General features: G+C 71.3%; 20 protein-coding genes. 15 read left to right on the top strand and 5 right to left on the bottom strand.

Annotated features, from left to right (window positions below):
* Positions 1-4 precede the first annotated feature (4 nt).
* Positions 5-667 carry a DUF2567 domain-containing protein gene (locus U8D42_RS10950; protein WP_431523843.1) on the top strand — a complete coding sequence of 221 codons (663 nt, stop codon included), beginning with the start codon at positions 5-7 and terminating at the stop codon, positions 665-667.
* Here U8D42_RS10950 and U8D42_RS10945 read toward each other — a convergent pair.
* Both U8D42_RS10945 and U8D42_RS10940 read right to left on the bottom strand, forming a co-directional pair.
* Complete coding sequence (locus U8D42_RS10945; RefSeq protein ID WP_322861065.1) at positions 662-2,002, bottom strand: lipase family protein; 1,341 nt, start codon at positions 2,000-2,002, stop codon at positions 662-664. The genes U8D42_RS10950 and U8D42_RS10945 overlap by 6 nt on opposite strands.
* Positions 2,003-2,185: 183 nt before the next feature.
* A complete protein-coding gene (locus U8D42_RS10940) occupies positions 2,186-2,905 on the bottom strand; it encodes an NUDIX hydrolase (RefSeq protein ID WP_322861066.1) in 720 nt (239 codons plus the stop codon).
* Between the two features lie 46 nt (positions 2,906-2,951).
* On the opposite strand from U8D42_RS10940, the gene nadA reads away from it, so the two are divergent.
* Genes nadA through nadC form a run of 3 tightly spaced genes read left to right on the top strand, consistent with a single transcriptional unit; the run spans position 2,952 to position 6,423 of the window.
* Entirely contained in the window at positions 2,952-4,001 is a 1,050-nt protein-coding gene (gene nadA, locus U8D42_RS10935) for a quinolinate synthase NadA (RefSeq protein WP_322861067.1), read from the top strand.
* Entirely contained in the window at positions 4,001-5,572 is a 1,572-nt protein-coding gene (locus tag U8D42_RS10930; protein ID WP_322861122.1) for an L-aspartate oxidase, read from the top strand. The genes nadA and U8D42_RS10930 overlap by 1 nt, the downstream gene beginning before the upstream one ends.
* Positions 5,572-6,423 (top strand): carboxylating nicotinate-nucleotide diphosphorylase, encoded by an 852-nt coding sequence (nadC, locus tag U8D42_RS10925; protein ID WP_322861068.1) that lies wholly within the window; start codon positions 5,572-5,574, stop codon positions 6,421-6,423. The genes U8D42_RS10930 and nadC overlap by 1 nt, the downstream gene beginning before the upstream one ends.
* 132 nt (positions 6,424-6,555) lie before the next feature.
* Here the strand turns inward: nadC and U8D42_RS10920 are convergent, their stop codons facing one another.
* Entirely contained in the window at positions 6,556-6,978 is a 423-nt protein-coding gene (locus U8D42_RS10920) for a nitroreductase family deazaflavin-dependent oxidoreductase (RefSeq protein WP_322861069.1), read from the bottom strand.
* 115 nt (positions 6,979-7,093) lie between these two features.
* Between U8D42_RS10920 and hisD the strand changes: the two genes are divergently transcribed.
* The 8 genes from hisD (at position 7,094) to hisI (ending at position 13,530) form a co-directional block, all read left to right on the top strand.
* Positions 7,094-8,410: a histidinol dehydrogenase gene (hisD, locus tag U8D42_RS10915; RefSeq protein WP_322861123.1), complete on the top strand. Its 1,317-nt coding sequence runs from the start codon at positions 7,094-7,096 to the stop codon at positions 8,408-8,410.
* Positions 8,407-9,543 (top strand): histidinol-phosphate transaminase, encoded by a 1,137-nt coding sequence (locus U8D42_RS10910; RefSeq protein ID WP_085238553.1) that lies wholly within the window; start codon positions 8,407-8,409, stop codon positions 9,541-9,543. The genes hisD and U8D42_RS10910 overlap by 4 nt, the downstream gene beginning before the upstream one ends.
* Positions 9,540-10,160 (top strand): imidazoleglycerol-phosphate dehydratase HisB, encoded by a 621-nt coding sequence (gene hisB / locus U8D42_RS10905; protein ID WP_085238554.1) that lies wholly within the window; start codon positions 9,540-9,542, stop codon positions 10,158-10,160. Before U8D42_RS10910 ends, hisB begins: the two co-directional genes overlap by 4 nt.
* Positions 10,157-10,777 (top strand): imidazole glycerol phosphate synthase subunit HisH, encoded by a 621-nt coding sequence (gene hisH / locus U8D42_RS10900; RefSeq protein WP_090421712.1) that lies wholly within the window; start codon positions 10,157-10,159, stop codon positions 10,775-10,777. Before hisB ends, hisH begins: the two co-directional genes overlap by 4 nt.
* A gap of 82 nt (positions 10,778-10,859) precedes the next feature.
* Positions 10,860-11,591: a bifunctional 1-(5-phosphoribosyl)-5-((5-phosphoribosylamino)methylideneamino)imidazole-4-carboxamide isomerase/phosphoribosylanthranilate isomerase PriA gene (gene priA, locus U8D42_RS10895; protein ID WP_322861070.1), complete on the top strand. Its 732-nt coding sequence runs from the start codon at positions 10,860-10,862 to the stop codon at positions 11,589-11,591.
* 7 nt (positions 11,592-11,598) lie between these two features.
* Entirely contained in the window at positions 11,599-12,399 is an 801-nt protein-coding gene (locus U8D42_RS10890; protein WP_322861071.1) for an inositol monophosphatase family protein, read from the top strand.
* A 1-nt stretch (position 12,400) separates the two neighbouring features.
* A complete protein-coding gene (gene hisF / locus U8D42_RS10885) occupies positions 12,401-13,186 on the top strand; it encodes an imidazole glycerol phosphate synthase subunit HisF (RefSeq protein WP_085238558.1) in 786 nt (261 codons plus the stop codon).
* Positions 13,183-13,530: a phosphoribosyl-AMP cyclohydrolase gene (gene hisI, locus U8D42_RS10880; RefSeq protein WP_085238559.1), complete on the top strand. Its 348-nt coding sequence runs from the start codon at positions 13,183-13,185 to the stop codon at positions 13,528-13,530. The genes hisF and hisI overlap by 4 nt, the downstream gene beginning before the upstream one ends.
* Before the next feature lie 35 nt (positions 13,531-13,565).
* Here the strand turns inward: hisI and U8D42_RS10875 are convergent, their stop codons facing one another.
* Positions 13,566-13,922, bottom strand: coding sequence for a WhiB family transcriptional regulator (locus U8D42_RS10875; protein WP_085238560.1), 357 nt, complete (start codon positions 13,920-13,922; stop codon positions 13,566-13,568).
* Between the two features lie 217 nt (positions 13,923-14,139).
* On the opposite strand from U8D42_RS10875, the gene U8D42_RS10870 reads away from it, so the two are divergent.
* Positions 14,140-15,231, top strand: coding sequence for a calcium:proton antiporter (locus tag U8D42_RS10870; protein ID WP_085238561.1), 1,092 nt, complete (start codon positions 14,140-14,142; stop codon positions 15,229-15,231).
* 3 nt (positions 15,232-15,234) lie between these two features.
* Here the strand turns inward: U8D42_RS10870 and U8D42_RS10865 are convergent, their stop codons facing one another.
* Positions 15,235-15,690: a peroxiredoxin gene (locus tag U8D42_RS10865; RefSeq protein WP_322861072.1), complete on the bottom strand. Its 456-nt coding sequence runs from the start codon at positions 15,688-15,690 to the stop codon at positions 15,235-15,237.
* A 94-nt stretch (positions 15,691-15,784) separates the two neighbouring features.
* Here U8D42_RS10865 and U8D42_RS10860 point away from each other — a divergent pair, with 94 nt between their 5' ends.
* A complete protein-coding gene (locus U8D42_RS10860) occupies positions 15,785-17,323 on the top strand; it encodes an anthranilate synthase component I (RefSeq protein ID WP_085238563.1) in 1,539 nt (512 codons plus the stop codon).
* Positions 17,316-17,993 carry a TIGR02234 family membrane protein gene (locus U8D42_RS10855; RefSeq protein WP_085238564.1) on the top strand — a complete coding sequence of 226 codons (678 nt, stop codon included), beginning with the start codon at positions 17,316-17,318 and terminating at the stop codon, positions 17,991-17,993. Before U8D42_RS10860 ends, U8D42_RS10855 begins: the two co-directional genes overlap by 8 nt.
* Positions 17,994-18,057 lie beyond the last annotated feature (64 nt).

Genomic DNA, 18,057 nt, shown 5'->3' with positions numbered 1-18,057 from the left:
GCCCGTGGCAGATCCGGAAGGTCCACGACGTCCGCCGCCCGCAACCGTCCCGTCCACGTCGGGGATCCGTGCCATCGCGGTCGCCGCGCTGGGCTCCCTGCTGATCGGTGTGCTGATCGGCGGGCTGTGGGCGTGGATCGCGCCGCCGATCCACGCCGTGGTGGCGCTCACCCGCGCGGGTGAACGGGTGCACGACTATCTGGGCACCGAGTCGGAGCATTTCTTCGACGCGCCGTGCCTGATGCTGGGCTTGCTAACCGTGCTCGCCGTGGTGGCGACGGTGCTGGCGTGGCAGTGGCGCGCGCGCCGCGGACCGGGGATGGTCGTCGTGCTCTCGACGGGCATGGTGACCGCCGCCGCGGCCGCGACGGCAATCGGGGCGGTGTTGGCGCGGATCCGTTACGGCGCACTGAACTTCGACGCGGTGCCGCTGTCCAAAGCCCCGTCGGTGGCGTATGTCATCCAGGCACCCCCGGTGTTCTTCGCGGACCATCCGCTGCCGGTGGCGCTGACGCTGCTGTGGCCCGCCGCTATCGCCGCGCTGCTCTATGCCGTGTTTGCGGCCGCCGACTCCCGCGACGACCTGGGGGCCTACCCGCCGGGCGGCCGACCTGCCGACGCGCTGCCGGTGGCAGCGGGCGGTGCACCGGACGCGCCCGTGTCATAGCGGCCGGCGGTGAATCCTGCGGCCGAAGATGACCTTGGCGGCGATCTTGGTCAGCCGGGCCATCCCGACGTAGGTCATCGGGTGGAACATCGTCGGCCAGGTGGTCCGGATCAGGTGCTCGGTCACGGGCCGGCGGTCGAACCGGTCGGTGAGCCAGCGCAGCGTCATCGGCGCCGACAGCGGGTGTAGCAGCATGTGCTCGTTGAACGCGTCGCGATGGTAGGTGACCTGGGCGCCGCCGGCCGAATAGGCGTCGGCGAGCACGTCGATGTCCTCGACGTCGATGAGGTAGTCGTGGACCGCCTGCACGATCAGCACCGGCGGCGTCGGGACGGCCGCCCCCAGCTTGATGTTCTCGAAGACGTGGGTGACCTCGGGCGTCGAGAGGATGCTCTCGAGCGGCTCGTCGAGGTAGTCACCCATGTTCTTGCCGGCCATCCGGATGACCGCCTCCACGGTGGTCATCTTCTCGAGCGATTCGAGCAGGGCGCGCCCCTCCTCGTTGCTGTGCTCTTTGATCACCCGGTCCAGCTCGGGGTAGATGTGGGCGAGCGCGGCCACCACCAGGGCGGGCAGGCCCGACAGGAAGCTGCCGTTGAGCCGTCGGAAGGTGTTGCCCAGGTCCCCGACGGGTGATCCCAGCACGGCCCCGACGATGTCGAGCTCGGGCGCGTAGTCGGCGCATACTTCCGCAGCCCAGGCACTGGCCAGGCCGCCGCCGGAATAGCCCCACAGGCCGATCGGGGCCAGTGGGGAAATTCCGAGGCGTTCCGAACCCAGGGCGGCCCGGATTCCGTCCAGCACGCGATAGCCGGGCTCATACGGCGCGCCCCACAGGCCCTGCAGGCCTTCGTGGTCGGGCACCGAGACGGCCCAGCCCTCGGCGACGGCGGCGGCGATCAGGAAGTATTCGAACTGGCCGATGGAGCCCAGGGCCTTCGCCCGGCGCCGCAGCGCGTAGGACGGGAAGCAGCGCGACGACACGGCGTCGATCGCGCACTGGTAGGACAGCAGCGGGCAGGGCCGTTCCGGGGCGAGCTCAGCGGGGACGATCACCGTCGTCACGCTCGCCTCGGGCTCGCCGTTCATGTCCATCGTCCGGTAGAGCAACTGGACGGCCTTGACCGGCTGGGGAATCAACCCCAGAAACGCCAGCTCGACATCGCGCGAGCGCAGCACCGTCCCGGGCTCGGCGTGCTGGAACCCCAGTGGCGGCTGGTAGAACGGGTCGTCCGACGGCAGCAGCGGGCGTACTTTGCGCTGCAGTTCCTCGTGCGGTGGCCGGGCGATCCACTCCGCCCCGCGTGTGCCTGCCAGATTGCCGAGCTCAGCCATTGAGGCTCCCTTCTAGGCCACCCGGCATTCTCGCCCATGAACGGCAGGTAACCAAAACACAATCGCCGCATGGTGGGCGACTTCTCGCCGGGGACGGCGGGTCAGACGCGTCACAGTTGCCGATTCATCCGTGTCCCCGGACGGCGCTTTCCGCAAACTTGCCGGGGGGAGCGGCGCGGGAGGTCAAACCTGGCCGGGGTGGCCGGGAGGCCTCAGCGCGGCGAATTCGTCGGTGACCCGCAGCCGGGAGTCGGTGAAGTGGTAGAGGGCCGCCGGCCGGCCCCCGCTGCGACCGGATTGCGCGATGGTGCCGGTCTGGCTGATCACGCCGCGGCGGACCAGCACCCGCTGCAGGTTCGTCGCGTCGACCTGATAGCCCAGCGCGGCGCCGTAGATGTCGCGCAACGTCGAGAGCGCGAATTCCTTTGGCGCCAAGGCAAATCCGAGGTTGGTGTAGGACAACTTGGCGACCAGGCGGGCGTGGGCGTGGGTCACCATCGGACCGTGGTCGAAGGCCATCTCCGGCAGGCAGCTCACCGGGTGCCACCGGGTGTCCGGCGGCAGCTCGGGGGTGGCGGGGGAGGGCACCAGGCCGAGGAACGTCGAGGCGATCACCCGGGCGCCCGGCACCCGGTTCGGCTCGGAGAACACCGCCAGCTGCTCGAGGTGCGCCAGCTCCTTGAGGTCCACCTTCTCGGCCAGCTGTCGGCGGACCGAGCTGATCATGTCCTCGTCGTTGCGCAGCCGTCCGCCCGGCAGCGACCAGGCGCCGCGCTGCGGATCTTTGGCGCGCTGCCATAACAGCACGTTAAGCTGCGGTTTCTGTATTCGCGGGCCGCCCGTTACCTGGCGAACCTGAAACACCACCGCAAGCACCTCGTGTTCAGTGCTAGTATGGGCCATGTTTTCGATTATAAGTCGAAAACCTCCTGGGCTGAAAGGAGCCGCCGTGACGGTTGTGAATCGCATGGACACGCTCGCCGAAGACATGATGGCCGACATCACGAATTCGCCCACCGGCTACGGCGGCGTGGACGGCGACGAGCAGTGGGCCGCCGAGATTCGCCGGCTGGCCAAGCTGCGCGGCGCCACCGTCCTCGCGCACAACTACCAGCTGCCCGCGATCCAGGACGTCGCCGACCATGTGGGTGATTCGCTGGCCCTGTCGCGGATCGCCGCCGAGGCGCCCGAGGACACCATCGTGTTCTGCGGGGTGCACTTCATGGCCGAGACCGCCAAGATCCTCAGCCCCGACAAGACGGTCCTCATCCCGGATCAGCGGGCCGGCTGCTCGCTGGCCGACTCGATCACCGCCGACGAGCTGCGCGCCTGGAAGGACGAGCACCCCGGCGCGGTCGTCGTCTCCTACGTCAACACCACCGCCGCGGTGAAGGCCCTGACCGACATCTGCTGCACGTCGTCCAACGCGGTCGACGTGGTGAACTCGATCGACCCCGACCGCGAGGTGCTGTTCTGCCCGGACCAGTTCCTCGGGGCCCACGTGCGCCGGGTGACCGGCCGCGCGAACATGCATGTGTGGGCCGGTGAATGCCACGTCCACGCCGGGATCAACGGCGACGAGCTGTCCGAGCAGGCCAGGGCGAACCCCGACGCCGACCTCTACGTGCATCCCGAATGCGGTTGCGCCACTTCGGCGTTGTACCTCGCCGGGGAGGGCGCCGTCCCGGCGGATCGGGTGAAGATCCTGTCCACCGGCGGCATGCTCGACGCCGCGCATGAGACCCGGGCCCGCAAAGTGCTGGTGGCCACCGAGGTCGGCATGCTGCATCAGCTGCGCCGGGCGGCCCCGGAGGTCGATTTCCGCGCGGTCAACGACCGGGCGTCCTGCAAGTACATGAAGATGATCACGCCCGCGGCCCTGTTGCGCTGCCTGGTGGACGGGGCCGACGAAGTCGATGTCGACCCCGAGGTCGCGGCGGCGGGCCGTCGCAGCGTGCAGCGAATGATCGAGATCGGTCAGCCGGGCGGCGGCGAATGATCGCCCGCCCGGGCTGGACGGACAGCGCCGACGTCGTCGTCATCGGTACCGGCGTCGGGGGATTGGCCGCCGCGCTGGCCGCCCACCGCGCGGGCCGCCGCGTCGTCGTGCTGAGCAAGGCCGACCAGGCGCGCGGGGCGACGGCCACCCACTACGCCCAGGGCGGCATCGCGGTGGTCCTGCCCGACAACGACGACTCCGTCGAGGCTCACGTCGCCGACACCGTGGCCGCGGGCGCCGGCCTCTGCGATCCCGACGCGGTGGCCTCGATCGTTGCCGATGGCTACCGGGCGGTGTCCGAATTGGTCGGTGCCGGAGCGCGATTCGACGAGGCGGCCCCGGGCCGCTGGGACGTGACGCGCGAAGGCGGGCACTCGCGGCGGCGGATCGTGCATGCCGGCGGCGACGCCACCGGTGCCGAGGTGCAGCGCGCGCTCGACCACGCCGCCCGGCTGCTGGACATCCGGACCGGCCACGTCGCGCTGCGCGTGCTGCACGACGGCACGGCCGTGACCGGCGTGTCAGTCGGCAATGCGGACGGGTACGGAATCATCAGCGCGCCGGCGGTCATCCTGGCCTCCGGCGGCCTCGGGCACCTCTACGGTGCGACCACCAATCCCGCGGGCTCCACGGGCGACGGCATCGCGCTGGCGCTGTGGGCCGGTGTCGCGGTCAGCGACCTCGAGTTCATCCAGTTCCACCCCACGATGCTCTTCGGTGGTGGCGGCGGCCGGCGTCCGCTGATCACCGAGGCCATCCGCGGTGAGGGCGCGATACTGCTTGACCGGCAAGGCAATTCGGTCACCGCCGGCGTGCACCCGATGGGCGACCTGGCGCCGCGTGATGTGGTCGCCGCGGCCATCGACACGCGGCTGAAGGCCACCGGCGACCCGTGCGTCTTCCTCGACGCGCGCGGCATCGAGGGTTTCGCCACCCGGTTCCCGACGGTGACCGCCGCGTGCCGGGCCGCCGGCATCGACCCCGTCCGCCAACCCATCCCGGTCGTGCCGGGGGCGCACTACAGCTGCGGCGGCGTCGTCACCGACGTGTACGGGCAGACGGAACTGCCGGGGCTGTTCGCCGCCGGCGAGGTGGCGCGCACCGGAATGCACGGCGCCAACCGACTGGCGTCCAACAGCTTGCTGGAGGGCCTGGTCGTCGGCGGACGGGCGGGGAAGGCCGCGGCCGCGCACGCGCTGGCGGCGGGGCGCGTCCGCGCCGCGGAGCGCGAGCCGTCCGTCCACACCGCCCCGGACCGCGGCGAACTGCAGGCCGCGATGAGCCGCGACGCCTCGGTGGTGCGCGACGCCGCCGGGCTGAACCGGTTGTCCGAGACGCTGTCGGCGGCGCCGGTACGGGCCATCGCCGGGCGTCGCGACTTCGAAGACGTCGCGCTGGCCGTGGCCGCCCGCGCCGTGACCGCCGCGGCACTGGCCCGCGGCGAGAGCCGGGGCTGCCACCACCGCGCGGAACACCCCGAGCCCGCGCCGGACCAGGCGCGCAGCAGCGTGCTGCGGCTGGCCGACGACCGGAACTCGGTGCTGGCGGAGGCGCTGGCGGCGGTGGGCTGATGATGCTGCCCGACGAACGAAGCGCCGCTCAGGACACCATCCGGCGGGCTCTGGAGGAGGACCTGCGCTACGGGCCCGACGTCACCACCCTCGCGACGGTGCCCGCCGGCGCGGTGGCCACCGCGTCGATGGTGCCCCGCGACGCCGGCGTGATCGCCGGCGTCGAGGTTGCGCTGCTGGTCCTCGACGCCGTCCTGGCCGGCGGCTACGAGGTGGTGCACCGCGTCGAGGACGGCGCCCGGCTGCAGCCCGGCGAGCCGGTGCTGACCGTGCGCGCGGACACCCGTGGCCTGCTGACGGCCGAGCGGACCATGCTGAACCTGGTCTGCCACCTGTCGGGTATCGCCACCACGACGGCGGCCTGGGTCGACGCCGTGCACGGCACCAAGGCCAAGGTCCGCGACACCCGCAAAACCCTGCCCGGGCTGCGTGCGCTGCAGAAGTACGCGGTGCGGGTCGGCGGGGGCGTCAACCACCGGATGGGCCTGGGTGACGCGGCGCTGATCAAGGACAACCACGTGGTGGCCGCGGGATCGGTGGTCGACGCGTTGCGGGCGGTGCGTGACGCGGCGCCGGATCTGCCGTGCGAGGTGGAGGTGGACTCCCTCGAGCAGCTGGACGAGGTGCTGGCCGAAAAGCCGGAACTGGTCCTGCTGGACAACTTCCCGGTATGGCAGACGCAGATGGCCGTGCAGCGCCGGGACACGCGCGCACCCGCCGTCCTGCTGGAGTCTTCCGGCGGGCTCAGCCTGGAGAACGCCGCCACCTACGCGGCCACCGGGGTGGACTACCTGGCCGTCGGCGCGCTGACGCACTCGGTGCGCGCGCTCGACGTCGGCCTGGACATGTAGGGCCTTGGACGAGCGCAGCGGTGGGCGCCCAGGGCGTCGAGTGTGCACCCAGGGCGGGAAGGTCGCGGAAATCCCGCCGTCGGCGCACACCGAAAGCCGTCAACGCACACCAAAAGCGGCGGCGCCGAGGCCTCAGGCGATGTCGCCGACGAACACGCCGACCCGTCGCAGCTGCATCCGGGCCATCCGCGGCAGGCGCTCGGCGTCGGGGCCGTCCGAGCCGGCCGGCAAGATCCGCGGGTTGGTGATGTGCACCACGCGGTTGCGGCTGTACTGCACGTCGGCCTCGCCGGCCGCCAGCACGTTCTTGACCCAGTTCGTCTTGCCGTGGCCCAGCGCGATCGCCAGCACGTTGTCCTTGCGGTAGGGGGTGATGATGGTCTCGTACGGTTTGCCCGAGGTGCGGCCGCGGTGCTTGATGGTGGCGGTGCCGGGCAGAAAGCGGGCGATCGGCTTGACCGCCGGGTTGAAATACCTGATCTGGAAGCGCTCGAACCAGGGCGGGAACACCATCGGCACGCCCGGTGCGTTGTTGGGGTGATCCTTCGCGGACATGACGGCTCCCTGAGTCGGATGGGTCGTACCCGGCCATTCAAGGGCACTGTACCGGTCGAATATCAACTTGAGTTGCTCTGGGACAATGGAGGCGATGAGTACCACTTCAGCACCCGTGATGGCCCGCATCGACCTGCGGGGCGCGGCGCTGACGGCTGCCCGGTTGCGGACGGCGCTGCCGCGCGGCGGCGCCGACGTGGAGAGCGTGTTGCCCAAGGTGCGTCCGATCGTGGAGGCCGTCGCCGAGCGCGGCGCCGAGGCGGCGCTGCAGTACGGCGAGTCGTTCGACGGGGTGCGGCCGGCGGCGGTGCGGGTGCCCGCGGCGGCGCTGGAGTCGGCGCTGGCCGGTCTGGATCCCGACGTCGTCGACGCCCTGCGGGTGATGATCGAACGCGCCCGCGCGGTGCACGCCGACCAGCGTCGCACCGACGTCACCACCACGTTGGGGCCCGGCGCGACGGTGACCGAGCGGTGGGTCCCCGTCGAGCGGGTGGGCCTGTACGTGCCCGGCGGCAACGCCGTCTACCCGTCGAGCGTGGTGATGAACGTGGTGCCGGCGCAGGTCGCGGGCGTCGACTCGCTGGTGGTGGCCAGCCCGCCGCAGGCCCGCTTTGACGGCCTGCCGCATCCGACGATCCTGGCCGCCGCCCGGCTGCTCGGGGTGGACGAGGTGTGGGCCGTCGGCGGCGCGCAGGCGGTGGCGCTGCTGGCCTACGGCGGCGCCGACACGGACGGCTCCGAGCTGGCGCCGGTCGACCTGATCACCGGCCCGGGCAACATCTACGTCACCGCCGCCAAGCGGATGTGCCGCTCGCGCGTGGGCATCGACGCCGAGGCCGGGCCGACCGAGATCGCCATCCTGGCCGACCACACGGCCGACCCGGCGCACGTCGCCGCCGACCTGATCAGCCAGGCCGAACACGACGAGATGGCGGGCAGCGTGCTGGTCACCCCGAGCGCGGCGCTTGCCGACGCCGCCGACGCGGAGGTGGCCGCCCAGCTGCGCACGACGGTGCACCGCGAGCGGGTGGCCACCGCGCTCGCGGGCCGCCAGTCCGCGATTATCCTGGTCGACGACCTCGACGCCGGCATCAAGGTGGTCAACGCCTACGCCGCCGAGCACCTGGAGATCCAGACCGCCGACGCGGCCGAGGTCGCCGGGCGAATCCGTTCGGCCGGTGCCGTTTTCGTCGGGCCGTACTCGCCGGTCAGCCTCGGCGACTACTGCGCCGGATCCAACCACGTCCTGCCGACCGCGGGCTCGGCCCGGCATTCCAGCGGCCTGTCGGTGCAAACCTTCCTGCGCGGCATCCACGTGGTCGACTACACCGAGGCCGCCCTCAAGGACGTCTCGGGGCACGTCGTCACGCTGGCCAAGGCCGAAGACCTGCCGGCGCACGGCGAGGCGATCCGGCGGAGGTTCGAGCGATGACCGGGCCGGAGAACCCCACGCTGGACGACCTGCCCTTGCGCGACGACCTGCGCGGCAAATCGCCCTACGGCGCACCGCAACTGGCGGTCCCGGTGCGGCTGAACACCAACGAGAACCCGCACCCGCCCAGCCGGGCGCTGGTGGACGACGTCGTGCGGTCGGTGGCCGAGGCCGCCGCCGAACTGCACCGCTACCCCGACCGGGATGCGGTCGACCTGCGCCGCGACCTGGCCGATTACCTCACCGCGCAGACCGGCGTGCGGCTCGGCGTGGAAAACCTCTGGGCGGCAAACGGTTCCAACGAGATCCTGCAACAGCTGCTGCAGGCGTTCGGCGGGCCCGGGCGCACCGCCATCGGGTTCGCCCCGTCCTACTCGATGCACCCGATCATCTCCGACGCCACGCGCACGGAATGGCTGGAGGGCGTCCGCGCCGACGATTTCAGCCTCGACGTCGACGCGGCGGTCGCCGAGATCACCGAGCACCGGCCCGACGTGGTCTTCATCGCCAGCCCGAACAACCCGTCCGGGCAGAGTGTTTCGCTGCCGGCCCTGCGGCGCCTGCTCGACGCGGCCCCGGGCATCCTGATCGTCGACGAGGCCTACGGCGAGTTCTCCTCCGAGCCCAGCGCCGTGGGGCTGGTGCGCGAGTATCCGACCAAGCTCATCGTCACCCGCACGATGAGCAAGGCGTTCGCGTTCGCCGGGGGGCGGCTCGGCTACCTGATCGCCACGCCCGCGGTGATCGACGCGATGCTGCTGGTGCGGCTGCCCTACCACCTGTCGTCGGTCACCCAGGCCGCGGCCCGGGCCGCGCTGCGGCACGCCGACGACACCCTGAGCAGCGTCGCCGCGCTGATCTCCGAACGCGAACGTGTCACGAAAGCGTTGAGCGCCATGGGTTTCCGGGTGATCCCGAGCGACGCGAACTTCGTGCTGTTCGGGCGGTTCGCCGACGCTCCGGCCGCCTGGCAGCGCTACCTGGACGCCGGCGTCCTGATCCGCGACGTCGGGATTCCCGGCTACCTGCGCGCGACGACGGGCCTGGCCGAGGAGAACGACGCGTTCTTGCGGGCCAGCGCCCAGATCGCCGCCACCGAACTGGCCCCAGCCACCCCAGTAGGAGCCCCGTGACCACCAGTGCCACCCGGCGTGCGCGTATCGAGCGCCGCACCAAGGAATCCGACATCGTCATCGAACTGGACCTCGACGGCACCGGCCAGGTCCACGTCGACACCGGTGTGCCGTTCTACGACCACATGCTGACCGCGCTGGGCAGCCACGCGAGTTTCGACCTGACCGTGCGCACCACGGGCGACGTCGAGATCGAGGGTCACCACACCATCGAGGACACCGCGATCGCGCTGGGGCAGGCGCTCGGGCAGGCCCTCGGCGACAAGCGGGGCATCCGCCGGTTCGGCGACGCGTACATCCCGATGGACGAGACGCTGGCCCACGCCGTCGTCGACGTGTCCGGCCGGCCCTACTGCGTGCACACCGGAGAGCCGGATCACCTGCAGCACACCACCATCGCCGGCAGCTCCGTGCCGTATCACACCGTCATCAACCGGCACGTGTTCGAGTCGCTGGCCATGAACGCCCGCATCGCGCTGCACGTGCGCGTGCTCTACGGGCGCGACCCGCACCACATCACCGAAGCGCAGTACAAGGCGGTGGCCCGCGCGTTGCGTCAGGCCGTCGAGCCCGACCCCCGGGTGACCGACGTGCCGTCCACCAAAGGTGTTCTGTGACAACACCATCCGTCGTCATCCTGGATTACGGCTCGGGCAATCTGCGGTCGGCCCAGCGCGCCCTGCAGCGGGCGGGCGCGTCGGTGGAGGTGACCGCCGACGCCGACGCCGCGGCCGCCGCCGACGGGCTCGTGGTGCCCGGGGTCGGGGCCTTCGAGGCCTGCATGACGGGCCTGCGCAGAGTCCACGGAGACCGCATCATCGCCGACCGGGTCGCCGCCGGCCGCCCGGTGCTCGGCGTCTGCGTCGGCATGCAGATCCTGTTCGCCAGCGGCGTCGAATTCGGTGTGCAGACAACGGGTTGCGGCCAGTGGCCGGGAGAGGTCACCCGCCTGGAAGCCCCGGTGATCCCGCACATGGGCTGGAACGTCGTCGACGCCGGGGCCGGCAGCACCCTGTTCAAGGGACTGGACGCCGGCACCCGGTTCTACTTCGTGCACTCCTACGCCGCACAGCGATGGGAGGGCCCGCCCGAGGCCGTGCTCACCTGGGCCACTCACGGGGTGCCGTTTCTGGCCGCGGTCGAGCAGGGGCCGTTGTCGGCCACCCAGTTCCACCCCGAAAAGAGCGGGGACGCCGGTGCGGCGGTGCTGCGCAACTGGATCGAGGCACTGTGATCACCTCCGCGAAACTGTATTCCGCTACGCGAACGTCGAGAGGGTGCGTCGTCAGTTGCAGTCTCGGCGCGAAGGAGGAAATGTGTTGATCTTGTTGCCCGCGGTCGATGTGGTCGACGGCCGCGCGGTGCGGCTGGTCCAGGGCAAGGCGGGCAGCGAAACCGAATACGGCTCGGCGCTGGACGCGGCGCTGGGCTGGCAGCGCGACGGCGCGGAATGGATCCACCTGGTGGACCTGGATGCGGCGTTCGGGCGCGGCTCCAACCGCGAACTGCTCGCCGAGGTGGTCGGCAAGCTCGACGTCCAGGTGGAGCTGTCCGGCGGTATCCGTGACGACGAGTCCCTGGCCGCGGCGCTGGCCACCGGCTGCGCCCGGGTCAACCTGGGCACGGCGGCGTTGGAGAACCCGCAGTGGTGTGCGCGCGCGATCAGCGAGCACGGCGAGAAGGTCGCGGTCGGGCTGGACGTCCAGATCGTCGATGGGCAGCACCGGTTGCGGGGCCGCGGTTGGGAAACCGACGGCGGTGACCTGTGGGAGGTGCTGGAACGCCTTGACCGCGAAGGGTGTTCGCGTTTCGTCGTCACCGATGTCACCAAGGACGGCACGCTGGGCGGCCCCAACCTCGACCTGTTGGCCGCCGTCGCCGACCGGACCGATGCCCCGGTGATCGCCTCCGGCGGCGTGTCGAGCCTGGATGACCTGCGCGCGATCGCCACCCTGACCGACCGGGGCGTCGAGGGCGCCATCGTCGGGAAAGCGCTCTACGCCGGGCGGTTCACGCTGCCGCAGGCGCTGGCCGCGGTCGCGGGGTAGGGCGGCGATGGACCTGGACGCGTTGGTTCAGCAGGCGTCGGCGATCCTCGACGACGCCACGGAGCCGTTCCTTGCCGGCCACCGCGCCGACTCGGCGGTCCAGAAGAAGGGCAACGACTTCGCCACCGACGTGGACCTCGCGATCGAGCGGCAGGTGGTCGACGCGCTGACCGAGGCAACCGGAATCGGCGTGCACGGCGAGGAATTCGGCGGCACCGACGTCGACTCCGAATGGGTGTGGGTGCTCGACCCCGTCGACGGCACGTTCAACTACGCGGCCGGCTCACCGATGGCGGGCATCCTGCTGGGCCTGCTGCACCGCGGCGACCCGGTCGCGGGCCTGACCTGGCTGCCCTTCGTCGACCAGCGCTACACCGCGGTGGTGGGTGGGCCGTTGATGAAAAACGGTGTCGCCCAGCCCCCGCTGGCGCCCGTCGACCTGGCCGACGCCCTGATCGGTGCCGGCTCGTTCAGCGCCGACGCGCGGGGCCGGTTCCCGGGGCGCTACCGCATCGCGGTGCTGGAGAACCTCAGCCGCGTCTCGTCGCGGTTGCGGATGCACGGCTCCACCGGACTCGACCTCGCCTACGTCGCCGACGGGGTGCTCGGTGGCTCCATCAGTTTCGGCGGCCACGTGTGGGACCACGCCGCCGGCGTGGCGCTGGTCCGCGCCGCGGGCGGGGTGGTCACCGACGTCCGCGGTGAACCCTGGACCCCCGCGTCGGATTCCGCGCTGGCCGCGGGACCGCGCGCGCACGCCGAGATCCTCGAGGTCCTGCGGGGCACGGGCCGACCGGAGGACTTCTGAGATGCCCCCCGACAGCGGCCTTGCGGTGCGGGTGATTCCCTGCCTGGACGTCGACGCCGGGCGGGTGGTGAAGGGCGTCAACTTCGAAAACCTGCGCGACGCAGGCGATCCCGTCGAGCTCGCGGCGGCCTACGACGCCGAGGGCGCCGACGAGCTCACCTTCCTCGACGTCACCGCCTCGTCGTCGGGGCGGGCCACCATGCTCGACGTGGTGCGCCGCACGGCCGAGCAGGTGTTCATCCCGCTGACCGTCGGTGGCGGGGTGCGCACGGTGGCCGACGTCGACGTCTTGCTGCGCGCGGGGGCCGACAAGGTGTCGATCAACACCGCCGCGATCGCCAGGCCCGACCTGCTGGAGGAGATGGCGAGGCAGTTCGGCTCGCAATGCATCGTGCTGTCGGTGGACGCCCGCACCGTGCCCCCGGATTCGGTGCCGACGCCGTCGGGCTGGGAGGTCACCACGCACGGCGGGCGCCGTGGCACGGGGATCGACGCGGTCGAATGGGCTTCCCGCGGAGCCGATCTGGGGGTGGGGGAGATCCTGCTGAATTCGATGGACGCCGACGGCACCAAGGCCGGGTTCGACCTGGCGATGCTGCAGGCGGTGCGCTCGGCGGTCACGGTGCCGGTGATCGCCAGCGGTGGTGCCGGCGCGGCCGAACACTTCGCGCCCGCGGTCGCCGCCGGCGCCGATGCGGTGTTGGCGGCCAGCGTCTTTCACTTCCGGGAGCTGACCATCGGCCAGGTGAAGGCGGCGATGGCCGCCGAAGGGATCACCGTGCGATGACGCTGGACCCGCAGATTGCCGCGCGGCTCAAGCGCAACGCCGACGGCCTGTTCACCGCGATCGTGCAGGAACGCGGCACCGGCGACGTGCTGATGGTGGCCTGGATGGACGACGCGGCGCTGGCCCGCACGCTGGAAACCCGTGAGGCGACGTACTTTTCGCGCTCCCGCGGCCAGCAGTGGGTCAAGGGCGCGACGTCCGGCCACACCCAATATGTGCACTCGGTGCGGCTGGACTGCGACGGGGATGCCGTGCTGCTCACGGTCGACCAGGTGGGCGGAGCCTGTCACACCGGTGACCACAGCTGCTTCGACGCCGACGTGCTGCTGCAACCCGAGGGTTAGCGGGGCCGTGGTGTGTGGCGATCCGTTCGGCGGCACTAGCTCCCGATGCGACGCTGACCCTGGGCGGCGGCCAAGAAGTCGACCCACGACGCCACCTCGGAGTGCCGTCTGAGCAGGGCACGGCGCTGGCGTTCCGTCATCCCGCCCCAGACGCCCCACTCGACCCGGTTGTCGAGCGCGTCGGCCCCGCACTCCAGGATCACCGGGCAGTGCCGGCAGATCGCCGCGGCCTTTCGCTGGGCGGCGCCGCGCACGAACAATCCGTCCGGGTCGCCGGTTCGACACAGGGCTTTTGAAACCCAGTCGTTGCGATCCTCGTCCTGCACACTGCGCAGATGGTTGCGAATGGAGCTGTTGGCGCCGCTTTGTGCGGTGGTCCGGGTAGCTAACACCGTGTCCCCCTTCGATCCGGCTAGCTAAAGACCAGCGTTCGGATATGCCTGTTTGACTTCCCTCCGGATCAGCCCGTGTAAACCTGAGGCGAATGTTGCGACCGTATGAAAAGCCGCCGGGTCAGCGTTAGGGGCTTTTGTCCCAGTGCCCGGGGACTTTCGGTTCAAACAACTCCGAAGTCGCCCGATCGGGTGCCGTCGATGAGAATGGCGATCGATGTTGAGACGGATGTCGTGGACCGCGGTCGTACCGCTGCTTGCCGTCGGCGTGCTGGCCGTGATCTGGGGCGAGCGGCTCAGTCCGGCACTGGCCGTGCTGGCGGCGGCGTTTCTCATCGGGGCCGTGCTGGCCGCGGTGCATCACGCGGAGGTGGTCGCGGCCCGGGTCGGCGAGCCGTTCGGGTCGCTGGTGCTCGCGGCCGCGGTGACCGTGATCGAGGTGGCCCTCATCGTCGAGCTGATGGCGTCCGGGGGCAACGAGGCCGCGACGCTGGCCAGGGACACGGTGTTCGCCGCGGTGATGATCACCACCAACGGCATCGCGGGTCTGTCGCTGCTGATGGGTTCCCGGCGTTATGGCGTCACGCTGTTCAACGCCGAGGGCAGCGGCGCCGCGCTGGCCACCCTCACCACCCTGGCGACGCTGAGCCTGGTGCTGCCGGCGTTCACGACCAGCGGCCTGGGCAAGGAATTCTCGCCCGGGCAGCTCGCCTTCGCGGCGGTCGCCTCGCTGCTGCTGTACCTGGTCTTCGTCTTCACCCAGACGGTGCGGCACCGCGACTTCTTCCTGCCGGTCGCACAGCGGGGGCAGAAGCGGCTGTTCGAGGACGAGAGCCACGCGGACCCGCCGAGCCGCGGCGCGGCGCTGGGCAGCCTGGCGCTGCTGCTGGTCGCCCTGGGCGCGGTGGTGGGGCTGGCCGAGGAGGAGTCGCCGGCCGTCGAGAGCGCGGTGACGGCGGCGGGATTCCCGCAGTCCTTCGTCGGCGTCGTGATCGCCGCCCTGGTCCTGCTGCCGGAAACCCTGGCCGCGGTGCGCGCCGCGCGCCAGGGCCGCATCCAGATCAGCCTGAACCTGGCCTACGGCTCGGCGATGGCCAGCATCGGGCTGACCATCCCGGCGATCGCGCTGGCGTCGATCTGGCTGAAGGGGCCGCTGGTGCTCGGCCTGGGCGCCATCCAGCTGGTGCTACTGGCGCTGACGGTGGTCATCAGCATGCTGACGGTCGTCCCGGGGCGGGCGACCCGGCTGCAGGGCGAGGTGCACCTGGTGCTGTTGGCCGCGTACGTGTTCCTGGCCATCAGCCCCTGACGCTCAGTGGGCGCGCAGCGTCTGAAGCGCCTTGTCGGCGTGGCTGTCCATGTTGAACTCGCTGGAGATGACGTCGAGCACCCTGCGATCGGTGTCGATGACGAAGGTGGTGCGCTTGACCGGCATCAGCTTGCCGAGCAGGCCGCGCTTGACCCCGAACTGCGCGGCGACGGTGCCGTCGGGGTCGGACAGCAGCGGATAGTCGAACTTCTGCATGTCGGCGAACTTGGCCTGTTTGTGCACGGGATCGACGCTGATGCCGACCCGGGTGGCCCCCACGGCGGCGAATTCGGCGGCCAGGTCCCGGAAGTGGCAGGCCTCCTTGGTGCAGCCCGGCGTCATCGCGGCGGGGTAGAAGAACAGCACGACGGGTCCGCCGGCGAGCAGGTCGCTGAGCTTGCGTGGCGTCCCCGCCTGATCGGGAAGTTCGAAGTCCGCGACGGTGTCTCCGGGTTTCATGCCGCGAGCGTAACGCCACGGCGACTCCCGGGCCCACCAGCGCAGCCCCGTCACGCCCGCGAGCGCCCGGGCCCACGTCTGCGAGGATGGTCCGGTGCACGCCCACCTCGCCGCGACGACCTCACGAGAGGCCTTCCGCCAGCTCGCAGCCGAGCACCGCGTGGTTCCGGTGACCCGCAAGGTGCTGGCCGACAGCGAGACGCCGCTGTCGGCCTACCGCAAGCTCGCTGCCAATCGCCCGGGCACGTTCCTGCTGGAATCCGCCGAGCACGGCCGATCCTGGTCGCGCTGGTCGTTCATCGGCGCCGGCGCGCCGTCGGCGTTGACCGTCCGCGACGGCGAAGCGGTCTGGCTGGGGGCCGTGCCGCAGGACGCGCCCACCGGCGGTGACCCGCTGCTGGCGCTGCGGGCCACCCTCGAGCTGCTGGCCACCGGGACCCTGCCGGGGCTGCCGCCGCTGTCCGGCGGGATGGTCGGCCTGTTCGCCTACGACATGGTGCGGCGCCTGGAACGCCTGCCCGAACTTGCCGTCGACGACCTGCACCTGCCGGACATGCTGCTGCTGCTGGCCACCGACGTGGCGGCGGTCGACCACCACGAGGGCACCATCACGCTCATCGCGAACGCGGTGAACTGGAACGGCACCGACGAGCGGGTCGACGAGGCCTACGACGACGCGGTCGCCCGCCTGGACGTGATGACCTCGGCGCTCGGCCAGCCGCTGCCGTCCACGGTCGCCACGTTCGACCGCCCCGAGCCGCGGTACCGCGCGCAGCGCAGCGTCGAGGAGTACGGGAAGATCGTCGACTACCTCGTCGACCAGATCGCCGCCGGCGAGGCCTTCCAGGTCGTGCCCTCGCAGCGGTTCGAGGTGGACACCGACGTCGACCCCATCGACGTGTACCGCATGCTGCGGGTCACCAACCCCAGCCCCTACATGTACCTGCTGCATGTCCCCAATGGCCATGGGGGAACGGACTTTTCGGTCGTGGGTTCCAGCCCGGAGGCGCTGGTGACCGTTCACGACGGCTGGGCGACGACGCATCCGATCGCCGGCACCCGGTGGCGCGGGCAGACCGAGGAAGAGGATCAGCTGCTCGAAAAGGAACTGCTGGCCGACGAGAAGGAACGCGCCGAGCACCTGATGCTGGTCGACCTGGGCCGCAACGACCTCGGCCGGGTGTGCGCGCCCGGCACCGTGCGGGTCGAGGATTACAGCCACATCGAGCGCTACAGCCACGTCATGCACCTGGTGTCGACGGTGACGGGGATGCTCGCCGAGGGCCGGACGGCGCTGGACGCGGTGACTGCCTGCTTCCCGGCCGGCACGCTGTCGGGCGCGCCGAAGGTGCGGGCCATGGAGCTGATCGAGGAGGTGGAGAAGACGCGGCGCGGCCTCTACGGCGGCGTGGTCGGCTATCTCGACTTCGCCGGCAACGCCGACTTCGCGATCGCCATCCGCACCGCGCTGATGCGCGACGGCACCGCCTATGTGCAGGCCGGCGGCGGGGTGGTGGCCGACTCCAACGGCCCGTACGAGTACACCGAGGCGTCCAACAAGGCGCGCGCGGTGCTGGGCGCGATCGCCGCCGCCGAGACGCTGACCGCCCCGGAGGCCGGCCCCCATGACTGAGGCCCGGCCCGCCCGGCGGGCCCGGTTGGCCGTCGGGGTGGCCCAGGTGTTGCTGGTGGGATCCGCGGCGGCGTTGTGGGCGGCGTCCCGCCTGCCGTGGGTGGTGATCCGGTCGTTCGACGGGCTGGGGCCGCCGCGGGAGGTGACGCTGTCCGGCGCGTCGTGGTCGACGGCGCTGCTGCCGTTGGCGGTGCTCATGCTGGCGGCGGCCGTGGCGGCGATCGCGGTGCGCGGCTGGCCACTGCGGGCGCTGGCGGGGCTGCTGGCAGTGGCCAGCCTGGCCGTCGGATACCTGGGCGTCAGTCTGTGGGCGCTCCCCGACGTCGCCGTGCGCGGTGCCGATCTGGCGCACGTCGCGGTGATGACGCTGGTGGGCAGCGAGCGGCGCTACGTCGGCGCGGGCATCGCGGTGGCCGCCGCGGCCTGCACCCTGGTCGCGGCCGTCCTGTTGCTGCGGTCGGCCGGCGATTCCGGGTCGGCGAGGCTGAGCGCGGAAAAGTATGCGGCCCCGGCGACGCGCCGCTCGAATGCGCTACGCGACGACGCCGATGGCGCGATGCTGGAGCAGCCGGAGACGCCGGAAATGTCGGAGCGGATGATCTGGGACGCGCTTGACGAGGGTCGCGACCCGACCGATCGGGCCCGCGACTCGGACACCGAGGGTCGGTGACGGGCCGCGAGCCGGGGGCCGCTACCCTTCATTCACGTCGTCGCAATCGGCTCCGGTTCGTCAG

The organism is Mycobacterium europaeum, assembly GCF_034555895.2.
GTDB lineage: Bacteria > Actinomycetota > Actinomycetes > Mycobacteriales > Mycobacteriaceae > Mycobacterium > Mycobacterium europaeum.
Note: the sequence above shows the minus strand (reverse complement) of the source record. Positions and strands in the feature narration are given on the sequence as shown.

Excerpts from the sequence above, each read along its gene's own strand:
- U8D42_RS10945 (WP_322861065.1), bottom strand. The coding sequence starts at position 2,002 with ATGGCTGAGCTCGGCAATCTGGCAGGCACACGCGGGGCGGAGTGGATC.
- U8D42_RS10940 (WP_322861066.1), bottom strand. The coding sequence starts at position 2,905 with ATGGCCCATACTAGCACTGAACACGAGGTGCTTGCGGTGGTGTTTCAG.
- nadC (WP_322861068.1), top strand. The coding sequence starts at position 5,572 with ATGATGCTGCCCGACGAACGAAGCGCCGCTCAGGACACCATCCGGCGG.
- U8D42_RS10920 (WP_322861069.1), bottom strand. The coding sequence starts at position 6,978 with ATGTCCGCGAAGGATCACCCCAACAACGCACCGGGCGTGCCGATGGTG.
- U8D42_RS10910 (WP_085238553.1), top strand. The coding sequence starts at position 8,407 with ATGACCGGGCCGGAGAACCCCACGCTGGACGACCTGCCCTTGCGCGAC.
- U8D42_RS10890 (WP_322861071.1), top strand. The coding sequence starts at position 11,599 with ATGGACCTGGACGCGTTGGTTCAGCAGGCGTCGGCGATCCTCGACGAC.
- hisF (WP_085238558.1), top strand. The coding sequence starts at position 12,401 with ATGCCCCCCGACAGCGGCCTTGCGGTGCGGGTGATTCCCTGCCTGGAC.
- hisI (WP_085238559.1), top strand. The coding sequence starts at position 13,183 with ATGACGCTGGACCCGCAGATTGCCGCGCGGCTCAAGCGCAACGCCGAC.
- U8D42_RS10870 (WP_085238561.1), top strand. The coding sequence starts at position 14,140 with ATGTTGAGACGGATGTCGTGGACCGCGGTCGTACCGCTGCTTGCCGTC.
- U8D42_RS10865 (WP_322861072.1), bottom strand. The coding sequence starts at position 15,690 with ATGAAACCCGGAGACACCGTCGCGGACTTCGAACTTCCCGATCAGGCG.
- U8D42_RS10855 (WP_085238564.1), top strand. The coding sequence starts at position 17,316 with ATGACTGAGGCCCGGCCCGCCCGGCGGGCCCGGTTGGCCGTCGGGGTG.